The sequence below is a fragment of the Nocardia sp. CA-129566 genome, from assembly GCF_050956075.1.
Classification (GTDB): domain Bacteria; phylum Actinomycetota; class Actinomycetes; order Mycobacteriales; family Mycobacteriaceae; genus Nocardia.
In genome coordinates, this window is the sequence record NZ_CP192085.1 from 2958765 (window position 1) to 2981533 (window position 22769).

Annotated in this window: 16 protein-coding genes; 14 read left to right on the forward strand and 2 right to left on the reverse strand. The window is 65.6% G+C overall.

Translation table 11 applies throughout. From position 1 onward, the window contains the following. The first annotated feature begins 7 nt into the window (after positions 1-7). The 11 genes from ACQP0C_RS12925 (at position 8) to ACQP0C_RS12975 (ending at position 15165) form a co-directional block, all read left to right on the forward strand. Positions 8-373 (forward strand): WXG100 family type VII secretion target, encoded by a 366-nt coding sequence (locus ACQP0C_RS12925; protein ID WP_433733158.1) that lies wholly within the window; start codon positions 8-10, stop codon positions 371-373. Between the two features lie 41 nt (positions 374-414). Further along, positions 415-720, forward strand: a complete 306-nt coding sequence (locus ACQP0C_RS12930) for a hypothetical protein (protein ID WP_433733159.1) — start codon at positions 415-417, stop codon at positions 718-720. An 83-nt stretch (positions 721-803) separates the two neighbouring features. Further along, a complete protein-coding gene (locus tag ACQP0C_RS12935) occupies positions 804-1634 on the forward strand; it encodes an ESX secretion-associated protein EspG (protein WP_433733160.1) in 831 nt (276 codons plus the stop codon). Between the two features lie 245 nt (positions 1635-1879). Then, a complete protein-coding gene (locus ACQP0C_RS12940) occupies positions 1880-3274 on the forward strand; it encodes an AAA family ATPase (RefSeq protein ID WP_433733161.1) in 1395 nt (464 codons plus the stop codon). Further along, the gene (gene eccD, locus ACQP0C_RS12945; protein ID WP_433733162.1) at positions 3271-4809 is read left to right on the forward strand and encodes a type VII secretion integral membrane protein EccD; all 1539 of its coding nucleotides are present in this window, start codon (positions 3271-3273) and stop codon (positions 4807-4809) included. The genes ACQP0C_RS12940 and eccD overlap by 4 nt, the downstream gene beginning before the upstream one ends. Continuing rightward, the gene (mycP, locus tag ACQP0C_RS12950) at positions 4809-6170 is read left to right on the forward strand and encodes a type VII secretion-associated serine protease mycosin (RefSeq protein ID WP_433733163.1); all 1362 of its coding nucleotides are present in this window, start codon (positions 4809-4811) and stop codon (positions 6168-6170) included. The genes eccD and mycP overlap by 1 nt, the downstream gene beginning before the upstream one ends. Continuing rightward, on the forward strand, positions 6167-7891 hold the full coding sequence (gene eccE / locus ACQP0C_RS12955; RefSeq protein WP_433733164.1) for a type VII secretion protein EccE: 1725 nt from the start codon (positions 6167-6169) through the stop codon (positions 7889-7891). Before mycP ends, eccE begins: the two co-directional genes overlap by 4 nt. Before the next feature lie 11 nt (positions 7892-7902). Further along, positions 7903-8244, forward strand: coding sequence for a helix-turn-helix domain-containing protein (locus tag ACQP0C_RS12960; protein WP_364357195.1), 342 nt, complete (start codon positions 7903-7905; stop codon positions 8242-8244). A 71-nt stretch (positions 8245-8315) separates the two neighbouring features. Further along, the gene (locus tag ACQP0C_RS12965) at positions 8316-9353 is read left to right on the forward strand and encodes a discoidin domain-containing protein (protein ID WP_433733165.1); all 1038 of its coding nucleotides are present in this window, start codon (positions 8316-8318) and stop codon (positions 9351-9353) included. Beyond that, the gene (locus ACQP0C_RS12970; protein WP_433733166.1) at positions 9350-10099 is read left to right on the forward strand and encodes a hypothetical protein; all 750 of its coding nucleotides are present in this window, start codon (positions 9350-9352) and stop codon (positions 10097-10099) included. Before ACQP0C_RS12965 ends, ACQP0C_RS12970 begins: the two co-directional genes overlap by 4 nt. A gap of 158 nt (positions 10100-10257) precedes the next feature. After that, positions 10258-15165 (forward strand): NAD-glutamate dehydrogenase, encoded by a 4908-nt coding sequence (locus tag ACQP0C_RS12975; protein WP_433733167.1) that lies wholly within the window; start codon positions 10258-10260, stop codon positions 15163-15165. Between the two features lie 1179 nt (positions 15166-16344). On the opposite strand, the gene ACQP0C_RS12980 is transcribed toward ACQP0C_RS12975, so the two are convergent. After that, entirely contained in the window at positions 16345-17181 is an 837-nt protein-coding gene (locus ACQP0C_RS12980; RefSeq protein ID WP_433733168.1) for a YbaB/EbfC family nucleoid-associated protein, read from the reverse strand. A gap of 113 nt (positions 17182-17294) precedes the next feature. Between ACQP0C_RS12980 and ACQP0C_RS12985 the strand changes: the two genes are divergently transcribed. Next, positions 17295-18506: a hypothetical protein gene (locus ACQP0C_RS12985; protein WP_433733169.1), complete on the forward strand. Its 1212-nt coding sequence runs from the start codon at positions 17295-17297 to the stop codon at positions 18504-18506. 32 nt (positions 18507-18538) lie between these two features. Next, the gene (locus tag ACQP0C_RS12990; protein ID WP_433733170.1) at positions 18539-19162 is read left to right on the forward strand and encodes a hypothetical protein; all 624 of its coding nucleotides are present in this window, start codon (positions 18539-18541) and stop codon (positions 19160-19162) included. Positions 19163-19620: 458 nt separating this feature from the next. Here ACQP0C_RS12990 and ACQP0C_RS12995 read toward each other — a convergent pair whose 3' ends face one another. Beyond that, complete coding sequence (locus ACQP0C_RS12995; RefSeq protein ID WP_433733171.1) at positions 19621-20667, reverse strand: SPFH domain-containing protein; 1047 nt, start codon at positions 20665-20667, stop codon at positions 19621-19623. A gap of 199 nt (positions 20668-20866) precedes the next feature. On the opposite strand from ACQP0C_RS12995, the gene ACQP0C_RS13000 reads away from it, so the two are divergent. Beyond that, the gene (locus ACQP0C_RS13000; RefSeq protein ID WP_433733172.1) at positions 20867-22402 is read left to right on the forward strand and encodes an amino acid permease; all 1536 of its coding nucleotides are present in this window, start codon (positions 20867-20869) and stop codon (positions 22400-22402) included. The last annotated feature ends 367 nt before the right edge of the window (positions 22403-22769 follow it).

Sequence of the window (22769 nt, forward strand, 5' to 3'; positions counted from 1 at the left end):
AACAACAATGGCCATTACGGACGTCGATCCCACCGTGGTCCGGACAACCGCGGACAACACATTCAACGGCATGGTCGAACTCGAAACGCATCTCTCGAGGATGTCGTCCGCCCAGGACGAGTTGTACGTCGCGGTCAAGGGAAATACCGGTGACGCGGTCTACCACACGATGGGCGAGGCATACCAGAAGGGAAAGAAGCTTGCCAAGGACCTCCAGGACATCATCACTGTGATGAAAACGAACGGTGTCAATTTCGATCAGGCCGACCTGGAAGAAGCCCAAAAGCTTGCTAACTCCGTCGACGGAAGCTCGTGGGTCGGTGACGGTGCTGCGCATAGTGCGGCCAACAAGCTCAACCTGAATGGAATCTGACGGTTCGAACCGCAGAATCTGAATTAGAAAGGATTAATCCCATGACCAAGCCGATTCACCTCAATCACGGTGCCGCCCAGGCCGCTACCGACAACGTCTCAGCACTTGTCGGCGCGATGATGGACAACACCGACCGACTGCGTGCGCTCCATAACGGATTGAAAGCTGTACTGATTGGCGCCATGGGCGACAATTACCACGCAACGATGAACAGCTTCGAGACCGACCTGGGTGCCTACGACGACCAGGTCAAGAAGTTGAACACCGCCGTGCACGCCGCCACCACGCAGATCCAGCACACCGATATCCAAGCGGGAAACAGGTTCGCGGCCCTCGGCAGGTCGTAACGATCGCACGATCCCCGTCTGCACTGTCGAGCCATTCGCGGTGCGGCCGGGCTGTTTCCGACAACTCGACATTCGGTGAAGGTGTGGAAGACGATCCAATTGCAATCGACCTGAATGTCGATGCCGCCCTGCTGCTTCAGCGGTTGGTCGGCATCGACTCTTATCCGCCGGTATTGGCGCTGCTGCCGAATATCTATCGGCCCGAGGACCGGGATCGGGTAGACGCCGTCGTCGGAGCACAGCTCACCGAGGCGGGCATGCTCGAGGATGGCGTGGTGAATCCGGTCGTCGAGCAGTGGCTGCGGTGTCTGTACCGGCCGGATGTGGAATTGGTTGCCCGGATCCTGGATGCTGGCTCGGATGACGAACCGCAGGCAATGCTGCGGTTGTCGCTGGTGCGCGCGGGCGAGACGCATGTGCTCGCCGTGCGTTCCGACGACCATGTCGTCATCCAGTCGGTATTCCAACCGGATCGCCAGCTCGGCCCGCTGACCGCGGCGATCGCCGCCGCGCTCGGCCCGCTGCCCGCTGTGCGGTTCGAGGCGATGACTGCGCCCGCCGAACAATTCGGTGAAGTGCCCGACGACCAGGACGAACGGCGGCGCGCCCTGGTGGAACTCGGTGCCGAGCCACACACCGCCGGAGTGCTGAGCCGGGTGATGGACGAGGTGGTACGGCGGGCCGAAGTGGTGGTGATCGAGCACCACGACGGCCGCGAGGCGCAGCCCGAGTTCTGTGTGAGCGTGTTGGACACCCCTTCGGGGCGGATCATCGTGACTCCGAGCGTTGCGATGGACGGGCAGCTGTGGTCGACGTACGCACCCGGCGACGACGCGGCATTGCATGCGGGCATAGCGGCACTGGTCGATCTATTACCCAGCCGCGGCTGGTTCGAAACCAGCCGCGCCGACTGAATTCTGCCGCCAGTGTTTTCGAGAGGATGAGCGAAGTGAACCGAGCGCCGAGTATGAACGGTCATTCGCCCGAGTCCGTCCGGGCTCGCGGCGGATACGATGCCTTCTTCTCACCCGTTCCCGAACAGAGCGGTCCCCCGGCCACGGACGGATCGGCTCCCGCGGGCTCGGGCGCGGCCGGTGCATCGGCCACAACCGGACATTCCGTTGGGGCGGATCGTGTTCCGGGCGGTACGGTTCCGGCCGTGCCGCATTTCGATGGTGGTGAGCCCGTGATCGGAGCCCCACCGCAGCCGCCGAGCCAAACCGCCGCGCCGGAAGGTGCTGGTGCTTCCGTATCCGGTGCGCAACCGCCGCAGGCGAGTACTGTCGACGCGCCCGTCGTCGTCCCACCGCCGATGCAGAGTGCACCGCCCAGCGGCGCGCCGCAGGCCAGTGTCGAACCGCCGCGCGCCGCGACCCCGCCGCCATCGGCCCAACCGTATCCGACCCAGGCTGCGACGGCCGAAACAGCCGGTGCGGCATGGCAATCCACTCAGACCTCGGCCCAAACCGCCAGCGCATCATGGCAATCCGCCGCGAGCGCCGAACCTCCTAGAGCCGCGGAGCAACCCGCGTCGTGGTTACCCGACCGAATCCAACAGGCGTCCCACGATCCGTCCGAGCGGGTGGAGGTGCTGCCCGCACTGACATCGGCGGATCTGCTCTCCGATATCGCGGCCGCCCGGCGTGCCCAACTCAAGTCCACCTCCGGAGTGCGTGGCGCACTGAACAAGGTCGGTTTCAATCTGGGGCTGTCACCGGCCGAACAACGTAAACAAGACCGGCGCGGCCGGATTCGCCGACCGCTCACCGCCCCGTATCAGATCGCGGTGATCAGTGTGAAGGGCGGTGTCGGCCGGACGACTCTCGCGGCGACACTCGGTTCGACCTTCGCGCATCTGCGCCCCGACCGGGTGGTGGCCGTCGACGCGAATCCGGACTTCGGCGATCTGCCCACCCGCACGAGCCCGCATCCGTACGGCTTGACCCTGCGTGATCTGGTGCGCTCGTCGAATCTCGAGGCATTTTCCGCAGTGCATTCGTTCACCTCGATCAATGACGCCGATCTCGCGGTCATCGCGTCGCCGTGGAATACCGAAGCCACCGAGGCGCTTTCGGGCCGGGAGTACTCGGTGGCGGTCGATATCTTGCGCAGGCACTACAACTTGGTGCTGGTGGATTGCGGAACGGGTGTGCTGGATTCGGCGACGAGCACCGTACTGCAGACCAGCGATGCGGTCGTGGTGACCACCCCGGCCACGGTCGGCGGTGTCAAGGGTGCCGTCGCCACCCTCAACTGGCTGAACTCGCACGGCATGCAGCATTTGATCGCCAAATCGATCGTCGCGATCATGCACCACCATCCAACCAAGCCGACCGTCGAGGTCGACCAGATCGAGAAGCTGTTCGCGACGGCGCAGCGACCGACGGCCGTGGTTCCCTACGACGCGCACCTGGCCGAGGGTGGGCCGATCGATCTGCGATTGCTCGATCCCGAAACCCTGCTCGCCTTCGAGGAACTGGCCGCGGACCTGGCCGACGGCTTCGACGGCTACCAAGCCCAGCGTCCTTCCCAGGACCGCGGAGAGTGGCGATGAGCACTGCCATTGCGCCGCCGCCAGCGGCGCCCTCGCCGTCGGCACCGCAGCCTTCCGCAGAGGTCGCGCGCGCCCGGATCGCGGTCATGGTCGCCTCCTACCAGGTGGACGTGGTGGTGCCGACCAAGTTCACCATCGAGACCTTCATCGATGACCTGCTCGGTGTGCTGGCTCGCGCCATCGGTGACGACGCCGTCGACTTCACGCCGCCGAGCGGGCAATGGAGCCTGGGCCGTCCCGGCGAAGCGCCGATGCCGCGCTGGCGCAGCCTCGCCGATCACGATGTCGTCGACGGCACCGTGCTCATGCTGTCGCCGGTCGAATCGGCGGAGGTGTTCACACCGGTCGTCGAGGACATCACCGATGCGCTCGCCATGATCAATGAGCGCGAATTCGGCGAATTCAACGCCGAGACCGCGGCGATCGTCGGCCTGAGTGCGCTCGGCGTCGGCTCGGCCACCATGGCGGGCCTGCTGTCGTGGTCGTGGACCGAGAGCGGTTCGATCCTGTGGTGCGGGCTGCCCGCCCTGCTGCTCGGCGCGATCTGCTGGGGGGCCGCGCTGGTCTCCGGTCGGCGTCGGACCGCACCGCGGATCTGCCTCGGGCTCTCCCTGGCCGCGCTTCCACTGCTGTTCGCAGGTGGCGCGATGCTGGTGCCACCGGCCTATGGCGAGCCGGGTGCCTTCGCCGCGGCGAATGTGGCCGCGGGTGCGGTGGTGGCCGCCATTGCCGCGGCGACCATGCTGCGCTTGACCCGACTCGGCATCGCCACCTTGATGGCCGTGACAGTGCTCGGCGTCGTTGTTACTGCCACGGTGCTGCCGGTGACCTATCTCGATATTTCGGTGCGTCAGGTTACCGGTGGCGCCGTATTCATCGGACTGGTGTTGCTCACCTCGGCCCCGCGATTGGCCGTGGTGGCGGCCCGGATCCGCCCGCCCGATCTGCCGGACCCCGGCACCGATGTGGCCCCGACGAGCCTGACCGACATCTTCGACGCCGAGGCCGCCAGGGACGCGGAGCCGGAGCAGGATGATGCCGAACTGCGCCGCGAACAGCTCGGCCACGGTATCGAGGGCCGCGCGCGGCTGGCGGTGACGAGTCTGCGCGGATTGATCGCGGCGGTCTCGGTGCTGCTGTCGGTGTCGGCCGTGCTGTCGGCCGCGGTCAGCCCGGGCGGTATCCGGGAGATCGTCATGGCCGCGGCCATCGCAGGTCTGCTGGCCATGCGGGCGCGCTGGTATCCGGATCTGGTGCAGGCCATCGCTCTGCTCACGGCTGCCGCTGTCACGGTCGTCGGCGTCGGATTCGTGCTGGTCGGGGCCTATGACACGGCATTCGCGCGGCTGGTGGTCGCGCTGGTGGTCGCGCTGGCCGGTGTCGCAGGCTGCGTCGCGTCGATCCGGTTGCCGGGACGGCGGCTCTCGCCGGTCACCCGCCGGGTCATCGACCTCGTCGAATACGCGCTGATCCTGATCGTTCCCGTGATCGCGTTCTGGATCATGGGCATCTACACGGCGATGCGAGCGATCTGATGCGGATCGGCAGGGCCGCGGCCGTGGGGCTGGCCGCGGTTGCGCTGGCCTGTGGCGCCGGGCCGGCTGGTGCGATCGAACCGCCGCAGGTGGTGGTCGGGATGCCGCCAGCGGATGGTCCGCCCGGACCGGAAGCTCCGACCAAACAGGACAAGGGCTGCCTGGCCGCGGGTGTGCTGCCGGACAGTGATCTGTCCCAGGCACCGCCACCGGAGCGGGCGCTCGAGCTGCCGCGCGCGCGGGCGTTGAGCCGGGGCGGGGGTGTCACCGTCGCGGTGATCGATACCGGAGTGTCTCCCGGTGCGCGGCTGCCCAACCTGGTCGGCGGCGGCGACTATGTCGCGACCGGTGGTGACGGCCTATCGGACTGTGACGCCCATGGCACGCTGATCGCTGGAATCATCGCGGCGTCGCCGAGTACGAGCGACGGTTTCATCGGCGTAGCCCCCGACGCCCAGCTCATCTCCATTCGGGTCCGCTCGGGTGCGTTCAGTCTGGAGCACCCGAACAATAACGATGCGACGCAGCAGCTTTCGCTCGAGATCCGCACGCTGGCCCGCGCCATCACCCACGCGGCCAATCTCGGGGCCGGGGTCATCACCGTGGCATTGCCGGTGTGCGTGCCCGCGGACTCGCGCGTCGATCAGTCGATCCTCTCGGCAGCCATCGGATACGCGGTGCATATTCGTGGTGCGCTCATCGTCGCGGGCGCCGGGAACACCGGCAGCTCGGGCTGTGGTGAACAGAATCCCGCGATCGATCCGGGTCGACCGCTCGATTCCCGCAACTGGAAACAGGTCAAGACGATCTCCGCCCCCGGCTGGTTCGCTCCCGACGTGCTGACCGTCGGCTTCACCACCGCCACGGGTGCGCCGATGGCGGATTCACTGTCCGGGCCGTGGGTTTCGGTGGCCGCGCCGGGTACCGGTATCGAATCGCTCGGGCCCGGCGGCGGCGGGCTGATCAATGGCGTCGGCTCGCCCGACAAGTTGGTGCCGGTCGGCGGCGCGTCGTTCGCTGCGGCCTATGTCAGCGGTGCCGCGGCGCTGCTGCGTTCGCGCTTTCCGAACGAGACCCCGGGCGAGATCAGCGCGCGGCTGCAGGCCAGTGCCCATGCTCCGGCCCGCGGTATCGACAACGCCGTCGGCGCGGGTGTCATCGACCCGCTGGCCGCGCTCGGCTTCCGCACCCCGCCGCGGCCGCCGGCCGGGCTGTTCCGATCATCGACTCTGGTCATGCCGGATCCGCCGCGCGCGCGGGACCGTCGCCCCGCGGTCGTGGCTACGATCATCATCGCGGTGGCCGTCGTATTCGGTCTCGGCGCGAGTTATGCGAACAAGGTGATCGGGAGACGTCGGTGAGCTTTCCGAGCATTCGAGTCGGTGGACTCGAACGCGGACCGGTCGCCACGGTGGTGATCGCCAGCAGCTTCGTGCTGGTCGGTCTGTGGGCGCGGGTCCCGCTGTGGGTCGGCCCCGCGGTGGTGACCGCATTGCTGGTGACGGTGGTTGTGCGGGTCAACGGCCGCACCACGGCGCGCTGGCTGCTGGATTGGGGCGCGTATCGGTTCGGCCGCGAGGCCAGGGCGCGCGAGCGCGCCGAGCGGCTGCCGCTGCGCGATATCGAGGTGGCCGCCGGGGTGTGCGGTGTGCACGAGGCGGGCTCGATGCTGGTCGCGATGATCCAGCTGGCGCCGAATCTGGATCTGCCGACAGTCATTTCCGAGAAGAGCCTCTATACCGAAGATGTGGTGCCGGTCGGCGCTCTGCTTCCGCTGCGCGACCAATTCGGTATCACCGTCGATATCGATATCGTGACCACCGGCCAGCGCGTCCGTCCGGCGAGCAGCTACAGCATGCTCTACGACCAGCTCATCGGTTCCCATCCGGTGGTCGGCAGCCGGGTGACCTGGCTGGTCGTGCGTCTGGACCAGGAACGCAATCTGTCCGCGCTGGCCCGGCGCGGGCCAGTCGAGGTGGCGGCGCCCAAGGCGCTGGCTTCCGCGGCACACCGCATCGCCGGCCGACTGCGCGAACGCGGTATCGCCGCCCACGCGCTGCCGGCGGATGCACTGCGCGACGCTACCCGGCTGCTCCATGCCGGTGTCGAACTGTCCGACCTGAGGGAGAAGTGGGGCCATCTGGAATCCTCGGCGCCGGGCCGACTGGTGGCCAGCTTCCTGATCGACTGGACCCAGCTCGACGACACCGGACTCGATGACTGCTGGTCGTGGAACCGGGGCCGGACCACCGTGGTGGTGAGTCTGGCCGGCGGCGCGCTCGGGTCGCGCGGCCTTGTCCGCTGTGTGGGGCCCGCGCCGACCAGCGAACGGCCCGGATTCCTGCGTCCGCTCGGCGGCCGACAATCGACGGCACTGCTGGCGACCCTGCCGACCGGCACATCGGTGTACGACCTAGCGGTCGATGAACCCGGCATCGACATCACGCCCGACGATCTGCTCGATCTCCCTGTCACCATCGGCCCCAACGGTCAGATCCTCGGCGCGATCAGCGGACAGCCGCGACATACCCTGGCGCTGCCGCTGTTCGATCCGGCGCGCTACAACCCGCGCAGGCGCACCATCGACGTGCACGCGAATCTGCCGGTGGCACAACAGATCGTGCTGCGGGCGATGGTCGTCGGCGCCGATGTCGAGGTCCATTCGGCTCGCCCGGACCGGTGGTCGCAACTGGTATCAGCGGTCGGTGATCCCAATTCGTTGCGACTGGCCACCGACAGCCGGGAGGACGCGGATTCGGCCGCGTCGCCCGCGACCATCGCGGTCTTCGACCAAGTGCCACCGAAGGTTTCCGCGGCGCAGACGACGGTCACCATCAGCGAGCCGGGCACCCCGCGGCGCCGGTCGGTGGATCTGGCGATCAATCAGGTCAGTGCCACCGCGGTCGATGTCAGCATTCCGATGCGGACGGTCCGAGTCGATCTGATCGAGCCGCGCGGCGAGACCAGGTACTACGACGACTCGATCGGCCCACCGGCACGCAACGGCAACGGAAATCGGCCCGAGCAGCCGGCAACGGTTCCGCAACCGGGTGAGGCGATGACGGACGAATCGAGACGGTAATGTTTGTCGGTGTGGTAGCGGACCCCCAGTCGGATAGTGGCCAGATTCCCACCCAGGATGGCGAGGATGCGCTGACCCCGAGGCAAGCCGCGGCCTCGATCTTCTCCAGTCGACTATCGGAATTGATCGCGGAGTCGGTGGTTTCGACCGAGGACGGGTCGACCCGCGGATTGACGCTGTACTCGTTGGCGCAGCATTTGGAACTGGCATATCCGGATGTCCCGGTTTCCCAATCCGGCCTCTATCGGCTGATCCACGGTGACGCGATTCCGCGGCTCGATCTGATCATCGCACTGGCGCGGGTATTCGATGTTCCCCCAGAGTATTTCGTCACCGAGGAGAAGCAGCGCTGACGACCGGCTGTTCCCTCCAGCGGGAATAGCCTTCCTCGAGCGCGACGTCCGGCCTGGATACGATCCGGATTATGCCCGCCGAGGACTCTGGGGATGTGATTCTCCGCAATCGAACCGCGGTCTTGGACGCACTGCTGTCCGATCCGTCGTTCGGCGAAGCCGGTGCGGGGACCGACGCATCGACACTCAGTGGTCCGTTGACCGGTGCATCGACCGAGGCCCTGGATGATCTGTCGACTGCGTTCGACGGCCTGCCGGCGGAGGTGGTCGCCGCCCGCCGTTCTGCCGACGGGCCGAAGGCCAGTGAGCGGATCATCGCACTGCTGAACGGCCAGACATCGGATTCCGCACCGGCGCTGGACTTTTCATCGGATTTCTCCGAGGCCGCCAGTCGGACGGCGCCGGCCGAGTCCGCGTCCGGAGGTGCCGGGACGCGTGCATCGTCCACACGCCAGCCGGAGTTCTCTGAGCGGGTGACCAAGGTCGTCACGCACCTGAAGAACCCGAAGGTGGCCTTGGCGGTCTGCGCTGTTCTGGCGGTACTGCTGGTGCTCGCACTGATGACCACCGGCGGCAAGGACGAGACGAAACGACCGCAGCCGCTCGCCGTCGTCACCGCGACCGCGAGCGCATCGGCGAAGCCCGAGACGACCGCGGTCCCGGCCAGCGGCGGACCCCTGACGGTGAAAGGCGCACAGTCGCACTGCCCGTCGGGCAGTACGCCGGGGATGGACGCCTTTGCCGGACAGCAGGGCAAGGCATGGTCGTGTGTGCGCGCCTTCAAGGTTGACGGACAAGTCCTGACCATCGATCTCGGCAAGACCTATCAGGTCGATTCGATCGGCATCGTCCCCGGCTGGGACAGCGTCGGTACCGACGGTGCGGACCAGTGGGCGAAATACCGTACGGTCAGCCGGGTTTCGTATCAGTTCGACGATTCGAACAAGACCACCTACACCCAGCAGACGCTGGATCAGCGCACCCTGGTGGTCACGAAGATGGAGCCGCCGGTGAGTGCCTCGAAAATAACTCTCACGGTCCTGCAATCGAAGGGCGATCAGACGATCAATACCGTCGCCATCTCATCGATTGTGATTACGGGACATTGACCTTCGTCGAACGGGTCTGCCAGTACTGCTCGCACCCGAACGCGGGCACGGAATCCCGGTGCGGCCATTGCGGCGCGCCGCTGCACCGCCTCGCGGCCGCGGCCGGGGCGGCCGCGAGGGCGGGGGAGGGTGTCGTCGGCGACACCGAAAAGGCCGTCGCCGGGGCCGAGAGCGTCATCGCGGGCGCCGAATCCGTCGCGGCCGGTGTCGAAAAGCCCATCGCGACCGGTGTGGAAAAGTTCGTCCAGCGGTATCCGCAGCACTGGCAATGGCGCGCCGCCATCGGCGGGATCGTGGCGACCGTGCTCGGCTTCGTCTTCGCGATCGTGCACTCGTGTTCAGAGCCGCTGGTTCCTTCGCTGCCCGATCTCGGTGCCTCGGTCGGTGCCGCCGCGGCCCTGCCGGAAACGGTGCGCGCGGCCGCGGCCTGTCAGCAAATCTCCACCGCGGCCGAGCAATGTGTCATTCTGGCTGGTAATCCGCTACTCGCGGGCGGTATCACCGGCGGTCGAGAACTGTCCATATCGGTGACGGTGGATTCGCCGGATCGCTTGCCCGCCAACATCGCCCGCTGGCGCGCGGCGGGCGGCACGGTGCTCGCTGATGGACCGGTCTTCGTGGCGATCGGACCGTCGGCAACGGTGTGGTATGCGAATACCGCGTCCGGCGTGCGCATCGAAACGGGGTCGTTCACCGGCCGTACCGGTGCGCAGACCTTCCTATCGCGATCGGGTCTCGCGCGGTGAACCGTCGGGCCCGATTCGATCTATGACGCTTGACCTGGACCGATTGGCCGGGCCACAGTTATCACACACTTAACGTACCGCTATACAACGGCACATTAAACAGGTAACGTATGGGAACCGTACACAACGGTCTCAAAATCTCGGGAAGGCACGGGTCGATGGCGGCACCCACCCAGCAGACGATTTCTTTCAAGCGGTTCCGCGATGATCCGACCGATCTCGAGGCGGCCTACTTCCGGTGGATCCAGCCGGGCGCCACCGCGCCGACGATCACCGATCGGGCCGAACAGATCTTCCGCCACCACCTGGAGTTGGCGGCCACCCGCATGCCGGGGGCGGCGATAACCCGGGTGTATCGCCCCGACGACGCCAGTGGGCTCGGCCCGGCGATCCAGATCGTCAATGACGACATGCCGCTGCTGGTCGATACGGTGACCACCGCACTGCGTCGGCTCGGCGCCACCGTGACCGAGGTCGTCCATCCGGTGTTCGATATCGTCCGCGACCGCCGCGGTCGGCTGCGCGCGATGGCCCCGCGGGAGCGCGAGGGCGGGCAGGTGCCCGACAGCCACACTCTGCCCGAGTCCTGGATCCACGTGCAGTTGAGCCCCTCGGTCAGCGCCGCGCAGTTGGACCGGATCAACCGCGAACTGCCGGCGCTGCTGCGGGTGCTGCGCAAGGTCGTCGACGATACGTCGAGCATGGCGAACGCGATGGTCGCCTTGGCCGGTCGGCTCGACCACATCGCGCCCCGGTCCGATGATCCGGAAATTCTCGAGTGCGCGAAGTTGTTGCGCTGGTTGGCCGATGGCCATTTCACAGTGCTCGGCTACGGGTACTACCGGTACGGTTCGTCGGCCACCGGGGCCGAGCCGCAGCAGGCGCCGGGCACCGGTCTCGGCGTGCTGTGGAACGGATCGAATATCGATATCGACGTCCCAGTGCTCGGCGGTGCGCGACCGGTGCTGCGTCTGGCCAATGGTTCGGTCGATTCGCTGATGCCCGGGTCGGGTGAGCTCTACTTCGTCAGCGTGGCCGACTACGGCAGCGGCGGTGCGGGCAACAAAGGATTGGGCCCGGTGCAAGGTGAGCACGTGTTCGTCGGTTCCTTCACGGTGACCGGCCTGCACGAGAACATCCTCGACATTCCGGTCATCTCCCGCCGCGTGCACCAGGTCATCGAATGGGCCGGGTTCGAACTGAATTCGTTCTCCGGTCAGGCGATGCTGGAGATCTTGCAGTCCTTCCCCCGGGTCGAGCTGTTCTCCACCGATGCCCGCCGACTGTTCGAAACCGTCTCCGCGGTAACGAATTTGGGACTGCGCCGGCAGGTTCGACTGTTCATCCGGCGCGACGGCCGCAGCGGCGCCGTGTACTGCCTGGTCTACCTGCCGCGCGACCGCTATTCGGCCGAGGTTCGGCTGCGCATGGAGGCCATTCTGCGGGCGCAGTTCGACGCGGAACAGGTGGCGTATTCGGCACGCGCGAGCGAATCCGAGTTGGCCGTCGTCTATTTCACCGTACATCGCGCTCCCGACGCAGATCCGGCCGATGTCTCCGAATCCAACCGCGAGCGCATCCAGGAGTTGCTGTTCGCGACCACCCGGACCTGGGCCGACCGCGTGGTCGCCGAGGCCACCGGGGTGACCGCAGTGTCGTCGAAGGCTGCGAAGGCCTATGCGACCGCCTTCCCGGCGAGTTATCAGCAGGAGTTCGAACCGGAGCGCGCACTGGCGGATCTGCAGCGCTTGGAGCAACTCGCCGACGGCGCCATCGATACGAATCTGTATCGGAACGCCGAATCACCCTCGGGGGAATGGCGATTCACGCTCTATGTCGCGGGGGAGGGGGTCTCGCTGAGCCGGGTGCTGCCGGTGCTACACAGTCTCGGCGTCGAAGTAGTCGATGAACGGCCTTATCGCGTCGCGCTCGAGGATGGGCAGCAGAAGTGGATATACGACTTCGGTCTGCGCGTCCCCGTCGTGCTGCTGCGCACCGCGATCGACACCGACCTCGAATCCGATCTGGCCCAAGCCGCCGACCAGCCGCTCGCAGAGGGCAGTGTGCGCCGACGCTTCCCAGAGGCCGTCGCGGCCATGTGGTTCGGCCGGGCGGAGGTCGACAGCCTGAACGAACTCGTGCTGCGCGCCGGCCTGCACTGGCGGCAGATCTCGATGTTGCGTGCCTACGCGAAGTATCTGCAACAGGCCGGATTCGCCTACACGCTCGGCAATATCTCCCGGGTACTGTTGGCCCAGCCCGCAATGGCGCGGCTGTTCACTGAACTGTTCGACGCCTACTTCGATCCCGATGGCGTCGGAGCCGTTGCCTCGGCTCGGGCTGCCGGTATCGCCGAGCGGCTGCAGTCGGAGATCGATGCGGTCGTCAGCCTCGATACCGACCGCATTCTGCGCGCTGTACTCGGATTGATCACCGCGACCCTGCGCACAAATTACTACCGCCGCGATGCCGACGGGAACGCACCGGAATACCTGTCCTTCAAGTTCGATCCGCACGCAGTCGCCGAATTGCCCAGGCCACGGCCGCAATTCGAGATCTTCGTGTACTCGCCTCGGATCGAGGGCGTACATCTGCGGTTCGGCCCGGTGGCGCGTGGCGGGCTGCGCTGGTCGGACCGGCTGGAGGACTTCCGGACCGAAATCCTCGGCCTGGTGAAGGCGCAGGCGGTGAAGAACGCGGTGATCGTCCCGGTCGGCGCGAAGGGCGGGTTCGTGGTGAAGCGACAGCCGGCGGCGACCGGTGATCCGACCGCGGATCGGCAGGCGCAACTGAACGAGGGCATCGCCTGCTACCGCACCTTCATCTCCGGTCTGCTCGATGTGACCGATAACGTCGACCACTCCTCGGGCGCGGTGCTGCCACCAGAGCGTGTGGTGCGTCGCGACAGCGACGACACCTACCTGGTCGTCGCCGCCGACAAAGGCACCGCCACCTTCTCTGATATCGCCAATGATGTTGCCGGACAGTACGGTTTCTGGCTGGGCGACGCCTTCGCCTCGGGTGGTTCGGTGGGTTACGACCACAAGGCGATGGGCATCACCGCCAAGGGCGCGTGGGAGAGTGTCAAACGGCATTTCGCCGAAATGGATATCGACACGCAGACAACGGATTTCACCGTCGCCGGGGTCGGCGATATGAGTGGCGATGTCTTCGGCAACGGCATGCTGCTCTCGGAGCACATTCGGCTGGTGGCCGCCTTCGATCACCGGCACATCTTCCTCGACCCGAATCCCGATGCGGCGATTTCGTTCCGGGAGCGGCAGCGGATGTTCGCGCTGCCGCGCTCCTCCTGGGCCGACTACGACAAGGCACTGATCAGCAAGGGCGGTGGCGTCTACGATCGGTCCGCCAAGGCGGTGCCGGTCAGTCCACAGGTGCGCGCGGCGCTGGATCTGGATCCGAGTGTGACCACCCTGTCACCGCCGGAGATGATCCGCGCGATCCTGCTCGCCCCGGTGGATCTGTTCTGGAACGGCGGCATCGGCACCTATATCAAGGCCTCCACCGAGACGAATGCCGATGCCGGTGACAAGTCCAACGATGCCGTACGTGTCGATGCGAACCAGTTGCGTGCCAAGGTGATCGGCGAGGGCGGCAACCTCGGCGCCACCGCACTCGGCCGCATCGAATACTGCGCGAACGGTGGCCGGATGAATACCGACGCGCTCGACAATTCGGCGGGCGTCGACTGCTCCGACCACGAGGTCAATATCAAGGTGCTGCTCGATGCGGTCATCTCCAGCGGCGAGCTTGCCGCGGCCGATCGCACCGAACTGCTGGCCGCGATGACCGACGAGGTCGCCGAACTCGTACTGCGCGACAATATTTCGCAGAACTTCCGGATGGGCCTCTCGCGCGCCCAATCGGTGCCCCTGTCCGGCGTGCATCGCAGGCTGATCGCCGACCTCGAATTCCGCCGCGGCGTGGACCGGCGGCTCGAGGCACTGCCCTCGGATGCCGAGCTGAAAAAGCGGACGGCGGAAGGGCGCGGGCTCACCTCGCCGGAACTGGCGAATCTGCTCGCGCACGTGAAGCTTTCGCTCAAGGACGATTTGCTGGCCGGGGAACTGCCGGATAACGCGGCCTTCGAGTCGGTGCTTCGGTCGTACTTCCCGAAGCCGCTGCGGGATCGGTTCGCCGACGCGATCGGCAGGCATCCGCTGCGCCGCCAGATTGTGGCCACCATGGTGGTCAACGATGTGGTGGACCACGGCGGCATCACCTACGCGTTCCGGCTGGCCGAGGAGGCGGGCGCGAGCACCGAAGACGCGGTGCGCGCCTTTACCGTCGCCACCGAGGTGTTCGATCTGCACACGCTCTGGCAGCGCATCCGGACAACTCCGATGCCGACGGCCGCGCGCGACGCACTCGAGCGTGAGACCAGGCGCACCCTCGATCGGGTATCCCGCTGGCTGCTGACCAGCCGTCCGCAGCCGATTGCCATCGGCGCCGATATCGCCCGCTACCGCGATGGTGTACGCAAGCTGGCGGGGCAGATGCTGCCCGCTCGGCTGCCCGCGGCTCATGCCGAGGATCTGGCGACACATGCGCGTGCCGCCGTCGCGCAGGGTGCGCCAGCGGAATTGGCCGAGCACGTGTTCCGCCTCATCCACCTGTTCCCGCTGTTGGACATCATCGACGTGGCCGATATCGCCGACCGGGATGCGGAGGAGGTCGCGGTGCTCTACTACGCGCTCGACGAACACTTCCACATCGAGCGGCTGCTGACCGCGGTGAGCAATCTCGCGCGCGACGACAGGTGGCGCACGCTGGCCCGGCTCGCGCTGCGCGACGATCTCTACGATTCGCTGCGCTCGCTGACCTTGGACGTGCTGACCGGATCCGAACCGCACGAGGATGCTGCGGCGAAGATCGCCGACTGGGAGTCGGTCAACCGTTCGCGCCTGGCGCGCGCCGATGCGTCGCTCGGCGAGATCTTCGCCGCGGGCACGCACGACCTGGCCACCCTGTCGGTGGCCGCGCGACAGGTGCGCAGCATGGTCAGCAGCGGGGAATCCGCTGCAACGGCCGCCGTTTCGAGCTGAACCTCGGCTCGGATGCCGGGATCCGTCCCAGTGCTGGATCCCGGCATCGCTCCCCGTCGTCCCCGCGAATACCGGGATCCGGACTCCGCAGCGGATCCCGGTATTCGCGGGGACGATGGTGCGCCCGGGAAGTCTTTGCCCCAGGCACCCATGATCTGGCCGCCCTGTCGGTGGCCGCCCTACAGGTGCGCAGCATGGTGAGCAGCGGGAATCCGCTGCGGCGGAGAGCGTTTCGGGCTGAACTCGCCGCAGCCCTGCCGCAGCACAAAAGATCCGCCGCTTCGGCTTATCGCCGGGCGGCGGATCGGCACGCGCCTGGTGAAAACGCACGTATGGGCCAATCGAATCCGCTTCGTGCGTCACGATCGTCCGCGCTCCTCGAGCGGTTCATTCACCAGGGTTTGCCCCAGAGTCGGTGTCGCCGTGCTGAATCGGAGGTGTGTGCCCGGCAGCGACCGGCGCATCGAATTCGGCCTGCATGCGGGCGCAGTCGTGCTCGCGGTGCAACTGCATCGCCACATGGACATCGGCGAAAGTGAACCGTTGATCGGGTGGACCGCACTCCCACGCGTTCCCCCATTCAACCCGACGCAATCGCCAGCGACGTCCGGTGGGTCGGTCGCGGGCGGTCTCGCGCAGAGTTTCTGGATTTCGGACCGGCGTGTCGTGCGGAGAGTCGATGTGCGACGGGTGTCAAAGATGTGCGAGCTCGGAAGCCTATAGTCCTGGGCAGGGGAAGATTTTGGTTTGCTGCGGCAGATTCGTTCCAGATCTCGGTGTTTCGCCGCATGCGTTGAGATTCGAACTACCGACGGTGTGCACTCAGCAGGTGGCCACACGTCACTCGACGGTAGGGAGCAGAGCCAGGACCGCGGCAACGGTGACCAGGGATTGCACGGCCGGACACGGCTCGGTGCCGGCGGAATCGTGATCGATAGCAGCAGCGAGCCGCCTGTCGGCAACTGTGCGTACGCCCTACAGGCGCACCGAGGCACTGGCAACTTCCTCCGGCGACCTGACGTCCATGTCGCCGAGCGGAGTCACGGCCATACCCTCGATCGTGACGGTGGTGCCTTCGTCCAGCCCGGATTGGTCGACTGCCCGCACTACCCAATGGACGTGAGTGCTGGTCTTGCGATCCCCGTCGAGCTTCGCGGACTGATCTTGGATCCGGCGGGGCTACCGAAGCCATCCGTTTTGGTGGTGCTGTTGGAAGTACAGGTCGTCATCATCAGGTTCGTCGGGTATGAACACCTGGTCGCGATTGGGTCTGCGGGTTCCCGGGATGACATGTCCGGGTGTGGAACCCGACGGTCCCGGCTGTGGCAGCTTGGGCGGAGCAGCCGGTGTGGGCGGTTCGGCTGCGACCGGCGGCTGGGTTTGCACCGCTGCGGGGATCGGATAGAGCGCTTTCAGATCCGGTGCTTCCGGAGCGTCCATGCTCTCCTCGAGATAGGGTTCGATTGCGGCAGAACGCGATTCGAACAGTTGGCGGGCGGCCCGTTGGGCGGCCTCCGTGATTGCGGCGGCCAAGCGGGCTGGGGTGCTGGCGCGGAATGCGTTCGGCGAGATATCAACGGCGGTCACGAATCCCAGTGGATTTACGCTGATTCGGACGAGTCGGTCCGTCGATGCCGCATCGACAGTCGAATCCATGGGTTGGGCGGCAGCAGGCGGTCGGGATGCGCGCGCCGGAGCCAATCCTTCGGTCAGTTCCCGGTGCGCGGCCGCGATCGGCGCCATAGCCTGCTGCCTCACCCGATTTGCCTGCTCAGCAGCCCGCCGGGTGGCCTCGACAATGGATCCGCCGAGGTACTGCGGACTGCTGCGGCGGAATGTTTCCGGAGCCAGGTGAACCGCTTTCACGGTTCCGGTGCCGCCGACGGTGACCTCGACCAAGCCGTCGCCGGATCGCGCTGTCGCCGAAATCGACGATATCTGTCGGCTCGCCGCCGCGAGCTCCGCCTCTTTCCGGTCAATGGTGGCAAGTACGGCGTCGATATTGAACTGTTCCACGAAAACTCCCAGCGCGTCGCCCGTCCGACCGATCGTAGTGCAGGCCCACGCGCGGACCACACCATCGTCGGATAACCTGTGCCGGATCGTATTTCGACTCCAAGGGGGGATCCGTGGCCGATGTGCTGGTGGTGCCGCCCAGTACCGACTTCGAGGCATTCAACAAGCTGGTATCCGCCCAAACCGACCATTTCGCCGCAATGGTCACCTGGACCGGCAAGGAGTGCTCGGAGACCGACGGGCTGACTGCGCTGCTGTCGAAGTTACAACCCTACGTCCCGGAGGTCGCCCAGCACTTCAGCGGCAAGCTCTCACAGTGCCAGCGCGGCATGGGTGTGATCACCGACAAGGTCTCGACGGTGAACACCCAGTTGCGGACGCAAGATGAGCAGAACGCAGCAGATCTGCAGAAGATCTATCCCGACGCGCTGCCCGGGTTTCCGGATATCTCGTCGCTACCTGGTGGAAGTCTCGTTGGCGATTTCAGCGTAGAGAACGAGGATTTCAAGCTGGTGCAACCGCCCGATCCGCCGGACAGCGGCATCATCAGCAACCTGGCAACCATCACCGGAAAATTCAACTACGCCGCCGCGGCTGAATCCGTCTACAAAGCGATCACGGGAAACGATCTCCGGGATCAGCTACTGAAGCCGCTGCTGGGGGACTGGGATCGGCTGTTCTACCTGCACGGCGCCTATGACACATTGGGCGATGGCTGCTATGTGGTAGCGGGTACGTTGCGCAAAGGGTCGTGGAAGCTGGGCAGTGAGTGGCAGGGAGTGACGGCCACCGCATTCGATTCGTACATGTTCAAGTGGACGATGGGTATCGGTGGGATAGGTGACGCTGCCAAGGTTGTTTCCAAGGCATACGAAGACGGCTATCACGCAATCATCGAACTGGCGAAGGCAGCGATTGCCGGTATCAATGCATTGTTCAATTTGGCAATAAACAAGCTGATCAAGAAGGTCGGCGAAATGCTGGCAGGCGATGCCGCCATCGAAATCGTAGGGCTGGGGCCGGAGGATCCGCTCGCCGATGCTGCCGCTGCCGCCTGGACCGCTTACAAGGGCTACGAAATATACAAGGTTGTCAGAGAGATAGTGCAGGGGGTCAACGACATCATCGATATTTTCGAGAACATCGATGACGAGGTCGAAAAGATTCAGCAGACCCTGCAGCAAGTTGTCGCCTCCGCGGCATCGCCGCTGGACGTCGGGAGCCTCATCGACCAGGTAGAACAGCACGGTTTCGAATTCGAGAAGGACAAGAGTTGGAACGCCGAGGCGGGTTCGGCGCGAATCGCGCTGTTGCCCTCGGTGTAAGGATTCGCTGAGGAATTGTGCAGGAGAGGCGCATGCTCGACCAGCTGTCAAGTTTCACGCTGTGGGCTCATCTGGAGCGAGGCAAAGCGACGGTATTCGGCGTGTACGAACCCTTCGGTTTCGGTAGCCTGGTCCGGCGGAAGCGGCCCACGCAGATCGCCTTGCTACGCGCAATCGGGGATGCCGATGGCCACATTGTTTTCGAAGTGACGGTCGGTAAGAACCCGCGTATCCCCGTGGGGGTCGTCTCGCGCGGCTTTGCGCAGGGCCGTGACGGGATTTGCATCGGGGAAATCAGAGATGATCGCGCAGGTATGCGAAAAAATCGCATTTTCGACCAGTACGGCTTGGGTGGATTGCCCGGAAAACGTGCCGGTGCCGCCGGCTTGCACAACAGGAGGCTCCTTCGTGGAGTCGCGCAAGAGGGCAGCCAAGAGACCCTGTGGTGGCCATTCCAACTGGTCGGCGACCGACTGCAATACCGCAGCGCGGAGTCCGCCGGATTCGAAATTCGGCACCGCGGATCGTTCCACTACTGCCATGTCGACATCCACGACAAACGTGTGAACCGGCTGCTGGTCCTGTCCTGCGCGGTCGACTACCTGTCGCGCGATGTGCTGCCGAGTAAGGCACTGAGGTACCGGCTCGCAAAGTAAGTGGCCACGATGCACGGCGATCCGGTGGTGTCGAAAGCGCGAGCCCCGCGAGGATGATCGATGTCGACGGGCACGGAATTGCTGCCATCGGCGAGGATGACAAAGACGCGATGTACTCGGCATCGCAGGTACTCACCTGCACGAGTCCGGCGACGGTTCATCCTGGCGTTGATCGTGGCTTTCGTGTCTTGGTCGAGGTGCAGCGCCGCCTCGATGGTATCGCGCCACGTGCGCTGCTCGGGGCTGAGTTCGTCGTCAGGAACGGCTCGACCACACTGATCGAAGTGGGAGCCGCAGCAACTGAATCTTGGCTCGCGCATAGCTTTTGGTTTTCGGACCGGCGTGTTGCGCGGACAGTCGATATGCGACTGCGTCGCAGGTATGCGCGAGCTCCGAAGATTTGCGTCAGCAGCCGATGTGGGGGGCGGGCCGTCTCGGCGAGATCCAGCGGAGTCGGGTCAGGTGGTGGCTGGGGTGCCGCAGTTGCCGCAGAACTTGGCTGTGGGGGTTAGGTCGGCTCCGCATTCGGTGCAGTGACGTGGGCGGGGGGCCAGGGAGTCGCCGCAGTTCATGCAGAAGCGCGCCTCAGCGGGATTGTTGGCTCCGCATCCGGCGCATACCGGCTGTGTGGCAGCGGGAATCGCCTGCCGTTGCCAGGGGTTGGCCGGGGCTTGCTGTTGGATGGCGTTCAAACCCAGTGCGGCGCCGAGGAATCCGTCTCCGCCCCCATGGCCATGAGCGAAGCCATGGCCGGCGCCGAGCGCCAATTCCCCTGCGGCATAACGCTGGAAGTCACCGGCTAGGCGAATGTAGGTGACGTCCTTGGCAAGTCGCTTGATGCGCTCGGCATCCTCCGGTGCCAGGGTGATATCGAAGTTGCCCAGGCGCGGGATGCGCAGGCCGTATTCGTAGAGTGTCAGATTGGTCTGGCGCACTACGGCGGCCTCGATCGGCTCCAACTGTCCGGACAGGCCGAGCACCGGCCAGTCGCCCCGGGAAATGCCCTGTGTGACAGCGACTTTCATGGACTTCAGCAGCAGGTCCGAGCTCCAGGACTCCACCGTCGCCGGGACGCTCAGGTCGGTGGTGCCCGCCAGTGAGGTGACCAGTTCGGCCGGATCACGTACCGACAGTGCGAATTCGCCGAAGACCCGCAGCGTCACGACCTGCTCGCTCACCGGATCGGCGATATCGGCCAGGCGGCCGCCGAACTTGATGCCGGGAAACTCACGGGTGGAGACGAAGTACAGCTCGGCGCGGTAGAAGTTGTTGCCGGTCAGCGTATCCACGAGCGCGCCGAGGACCGGCAGCTCATCGGCATCGATCCGATGGCGTCCGGGCCCCATCGCGGCCACGACTTGCCCTGACTTGACGAACAGGGCGATCTCGTCGGCATTGACGATGGCCCGGCTGTAGCGCCGGATGTTGACATCGGGCCACTTGTACACCAGTTGGTTCTTCCGGTCTTCGGGGACCGCGATGAACTCCCGTTCGAACCATGCCATGTGCGCGCTCCATCAGCCGAAAACGTATCTAGCGTACCGATATTCAGCGGCACGATCAAGCAAAACCCGAGTTCAGAGCGGGTGGGCACGCAACGCTTCGTTTCCGCGTCGTTACGACTTCGCTCTCCCTATTGAACGTGCCGTTGAATAGCGTTACATTAAGCAGCGATATGATCGCCGTCACGTGAAAGGCTTCACCATGACAACCGTTCAACCCTCCGCGGAAGTGTCGGCGCCCGCGGACGCTCTGCATGCTGAGGATGCGGGCTATCACAAGGCGTTGCGCCCGCGCCAGCTGCAGATGATCGCGATCGGCGGCGCGATCGGAACCGGACTGTTCCTGGGTGCGGGTGGTCGGTTGCACACTGCCGGTCCCGGACTGTTCCTGGTGTACGCGGTCTGCGGCATTTTCGTGTTCTTCATCCTGCGGGCGCTGGGCGAGCTGGTGTTGCATCGTCCGTCCTCCGGATCGTTCGTTTCCTACGCGCGTGAGTTCTATGGCGAGAAGCTGGCTTTCGCAGTCGGGTGGATGTACTTCTTCCACTGGTGCATGACCGGCATCGTAGACATCACCGCCATCGCCACCTATGTCCACTTCTGGGGAGCCACCGAGGCGATACCGCAGTGGTTGATCGCGCTGGTGGCGCTGGCCATCGTGGTCAGCATCAACCTGATCTCGGTGAAATGGTTCGGTGAGCTGGAGTTCTGGGCCGCGCTGATCAAGGTCGTCGCGCTGGTCGCGTTCCTGGTCATCGGCACCATCTTCCTGGCGGGCCGATTCAAGGTGGACGGTGAGACCACCGGTTTCAGCGTGATCTCCGACAATGGCGGTCTGTTCCCGACCGGTCTGCTGCCGCTGGTCACCGTCACCACCGGTGTCGTATTCGCCTACGCCGCAGTGGAATTGATCGGTACCGCAGCCGGTGAGGCGGAGAATCCGGAAAAGATCATGCCGCGGGCCATCAACTCGGTCATCGCCCGCATCGCGCTGTTCTACGTCGGATCGCTGGTGCTGCTCGGCCTGCTGCTGCCCTACGTCGCCTTCAAGTCCGGTGAGAGCCCCTTCGTCACCTTCTTCTCCAAGCTCGGTGTCGGCGGTGCGGGTTCGATCATGAACCTGGTGGTGCTGACCGCGGCCTTCTCCAGCCTCAACGCGGGTCTGTACTCGACCGGCCGCATCCTGCGCTCGATGTCGATGAACGGCAGTGCGCCGAAGATCGCCTCGCGGATGTCCAGCGGCGGTGTGCCTTACGTCGGCATCCTCGCCACCGGTGCGATCGCGCTGGTCGGTGTCGGGCTCAATGCGATGGTGCCGGACAAGGCCTTCGAGATCGTGCTCAACATGTCCGCGCTCGGCACCATTGCGGCCTGGGGTGCGATCGTGGTCTGCCAGCTGCAGCTGTTCCGCTGGTCCAAGAAGGGGCTGGCCGAGCGTCCGTCGTTCCGGCTGGTCGGTGCCCCCTACACCAGCTACGCCACGCTGGCATTCCTGGTCACGGTGATCGTGCTGATGGCATGCAGCCACGAAATCGAGCAGCGCGGTGCGGTGATCGCCATGGCGGTGGTCGTGGTTCCGGCGTTCGTCGGCGGCTGGTTCCTGGCCCGCAAGCGGGTGCTGCAGGTCGCTCAGGAACGCGAGGGCATCACCGGTCAGTTCCCGGTGCTGGCCGAGCGGCCGCCACGTGCGCGCGATGGTGAAGCGGTCGTCATCCTCGACGAGCCCGACGACAAGTAAACCGATCTCCGCCCCGGACAACATGTCCGGGGCGGAGCTATTCCCATTGCGGGGAACAGGTTAGGCGCACGGCGGCGGACGGCGGAAGAGAATGGGACCCCGATTCAACAGGCTCGAAAGGTTCCCATGCCGGAGCAAGCCAGGCCCTCCGAGAATCCGCTGCCGCACCCATGGGCGAATCGGCGGATGCGTGGCACCGAGGTGCCGCGGCGAACTCCGCTTCCCTGGGCGACCAGGGGCATGTCGAAAGTCGATTCGTCCCAACGTCTTCCACATCCGTGGTCGCGCCCGCGCAGTACCGAAGGCACTCCGTCGCAACGGCTCCCACTGCCCGGGCCGGGGCCGCGGGGTTCGCCGGTCGAGGCGA

What these genes read in the sequence shown, in the direction of transcription:
- ACQP0C_RS12965 (WP_433733165.1), top strand. Translation starts at nt 8,316, where the DNA reads ATGCCCGCCGAGGACTCTGGGGATGTGATTCTCCGCAATCGAACCGCG.
- ACQP0C_RS12975 (WP_433733167.1), top strand. Translation starts at nt 10,258, where the DNA reads ATGGCGGCACCCACCCAGCAGACGATTTCTTTCAAGCGGTTCCGCGAT.
- ACQP0C_RS12930 (WP_433733159.1), top strand. Translation starts at nt 415, where the DNA reads ATGACCAAGCCGATTCACCTCAATCACGGTGCCGCCCAGGCCGCTACC.
- eccD (WP_433733162.1), top strand. Translation starts at nt 3,271, where the DNA reads ATGAGCACTGCCATTGCGCCGCCGCCAGCGGCGCCCTCGCCGTCGGCA.
- mycP (WP_433733163.1), top strand. Translation starts at nt 4,809, where the DNA reads ATGCGGATCGGCAGGGCCGCGGCCGTGGGGCTGGCCGCGGTTGCGCTG.
- ACQP0C_RS12925 (WP_433733158.1), top strand. Translation starts at nt 8, where the DNA reads ATGGCCATTACGGACGTCGATCCCACCGTGGTCCGGACAACCGCGGAC.
- ACQP0C_RS12990 (WP_433733170.1), top strand. Translation starts at nt 18,539, where the DNA reads ATGCTCGACCAGCTGTCAAGTTTCACGCTGTGGGCTCATCTGGAGCGA.
- ACQP0C_RS13000 (WP_433733172.1), top strand. Translation starts at nt 20,867, where the DNA reads ATGACAACCGTTCAACCCTCCGCGGAAGTGTCGGCGCCCGCGGACGCT.
- ACQP0C_RS12995 (WP_433733171.1), bottom strand. Translation starts at nt 20,667, where the DNA reads ATGGCATGGTTCGAACGGGAGTTCATCGCGGTCCCCGAAGACCGGAAG.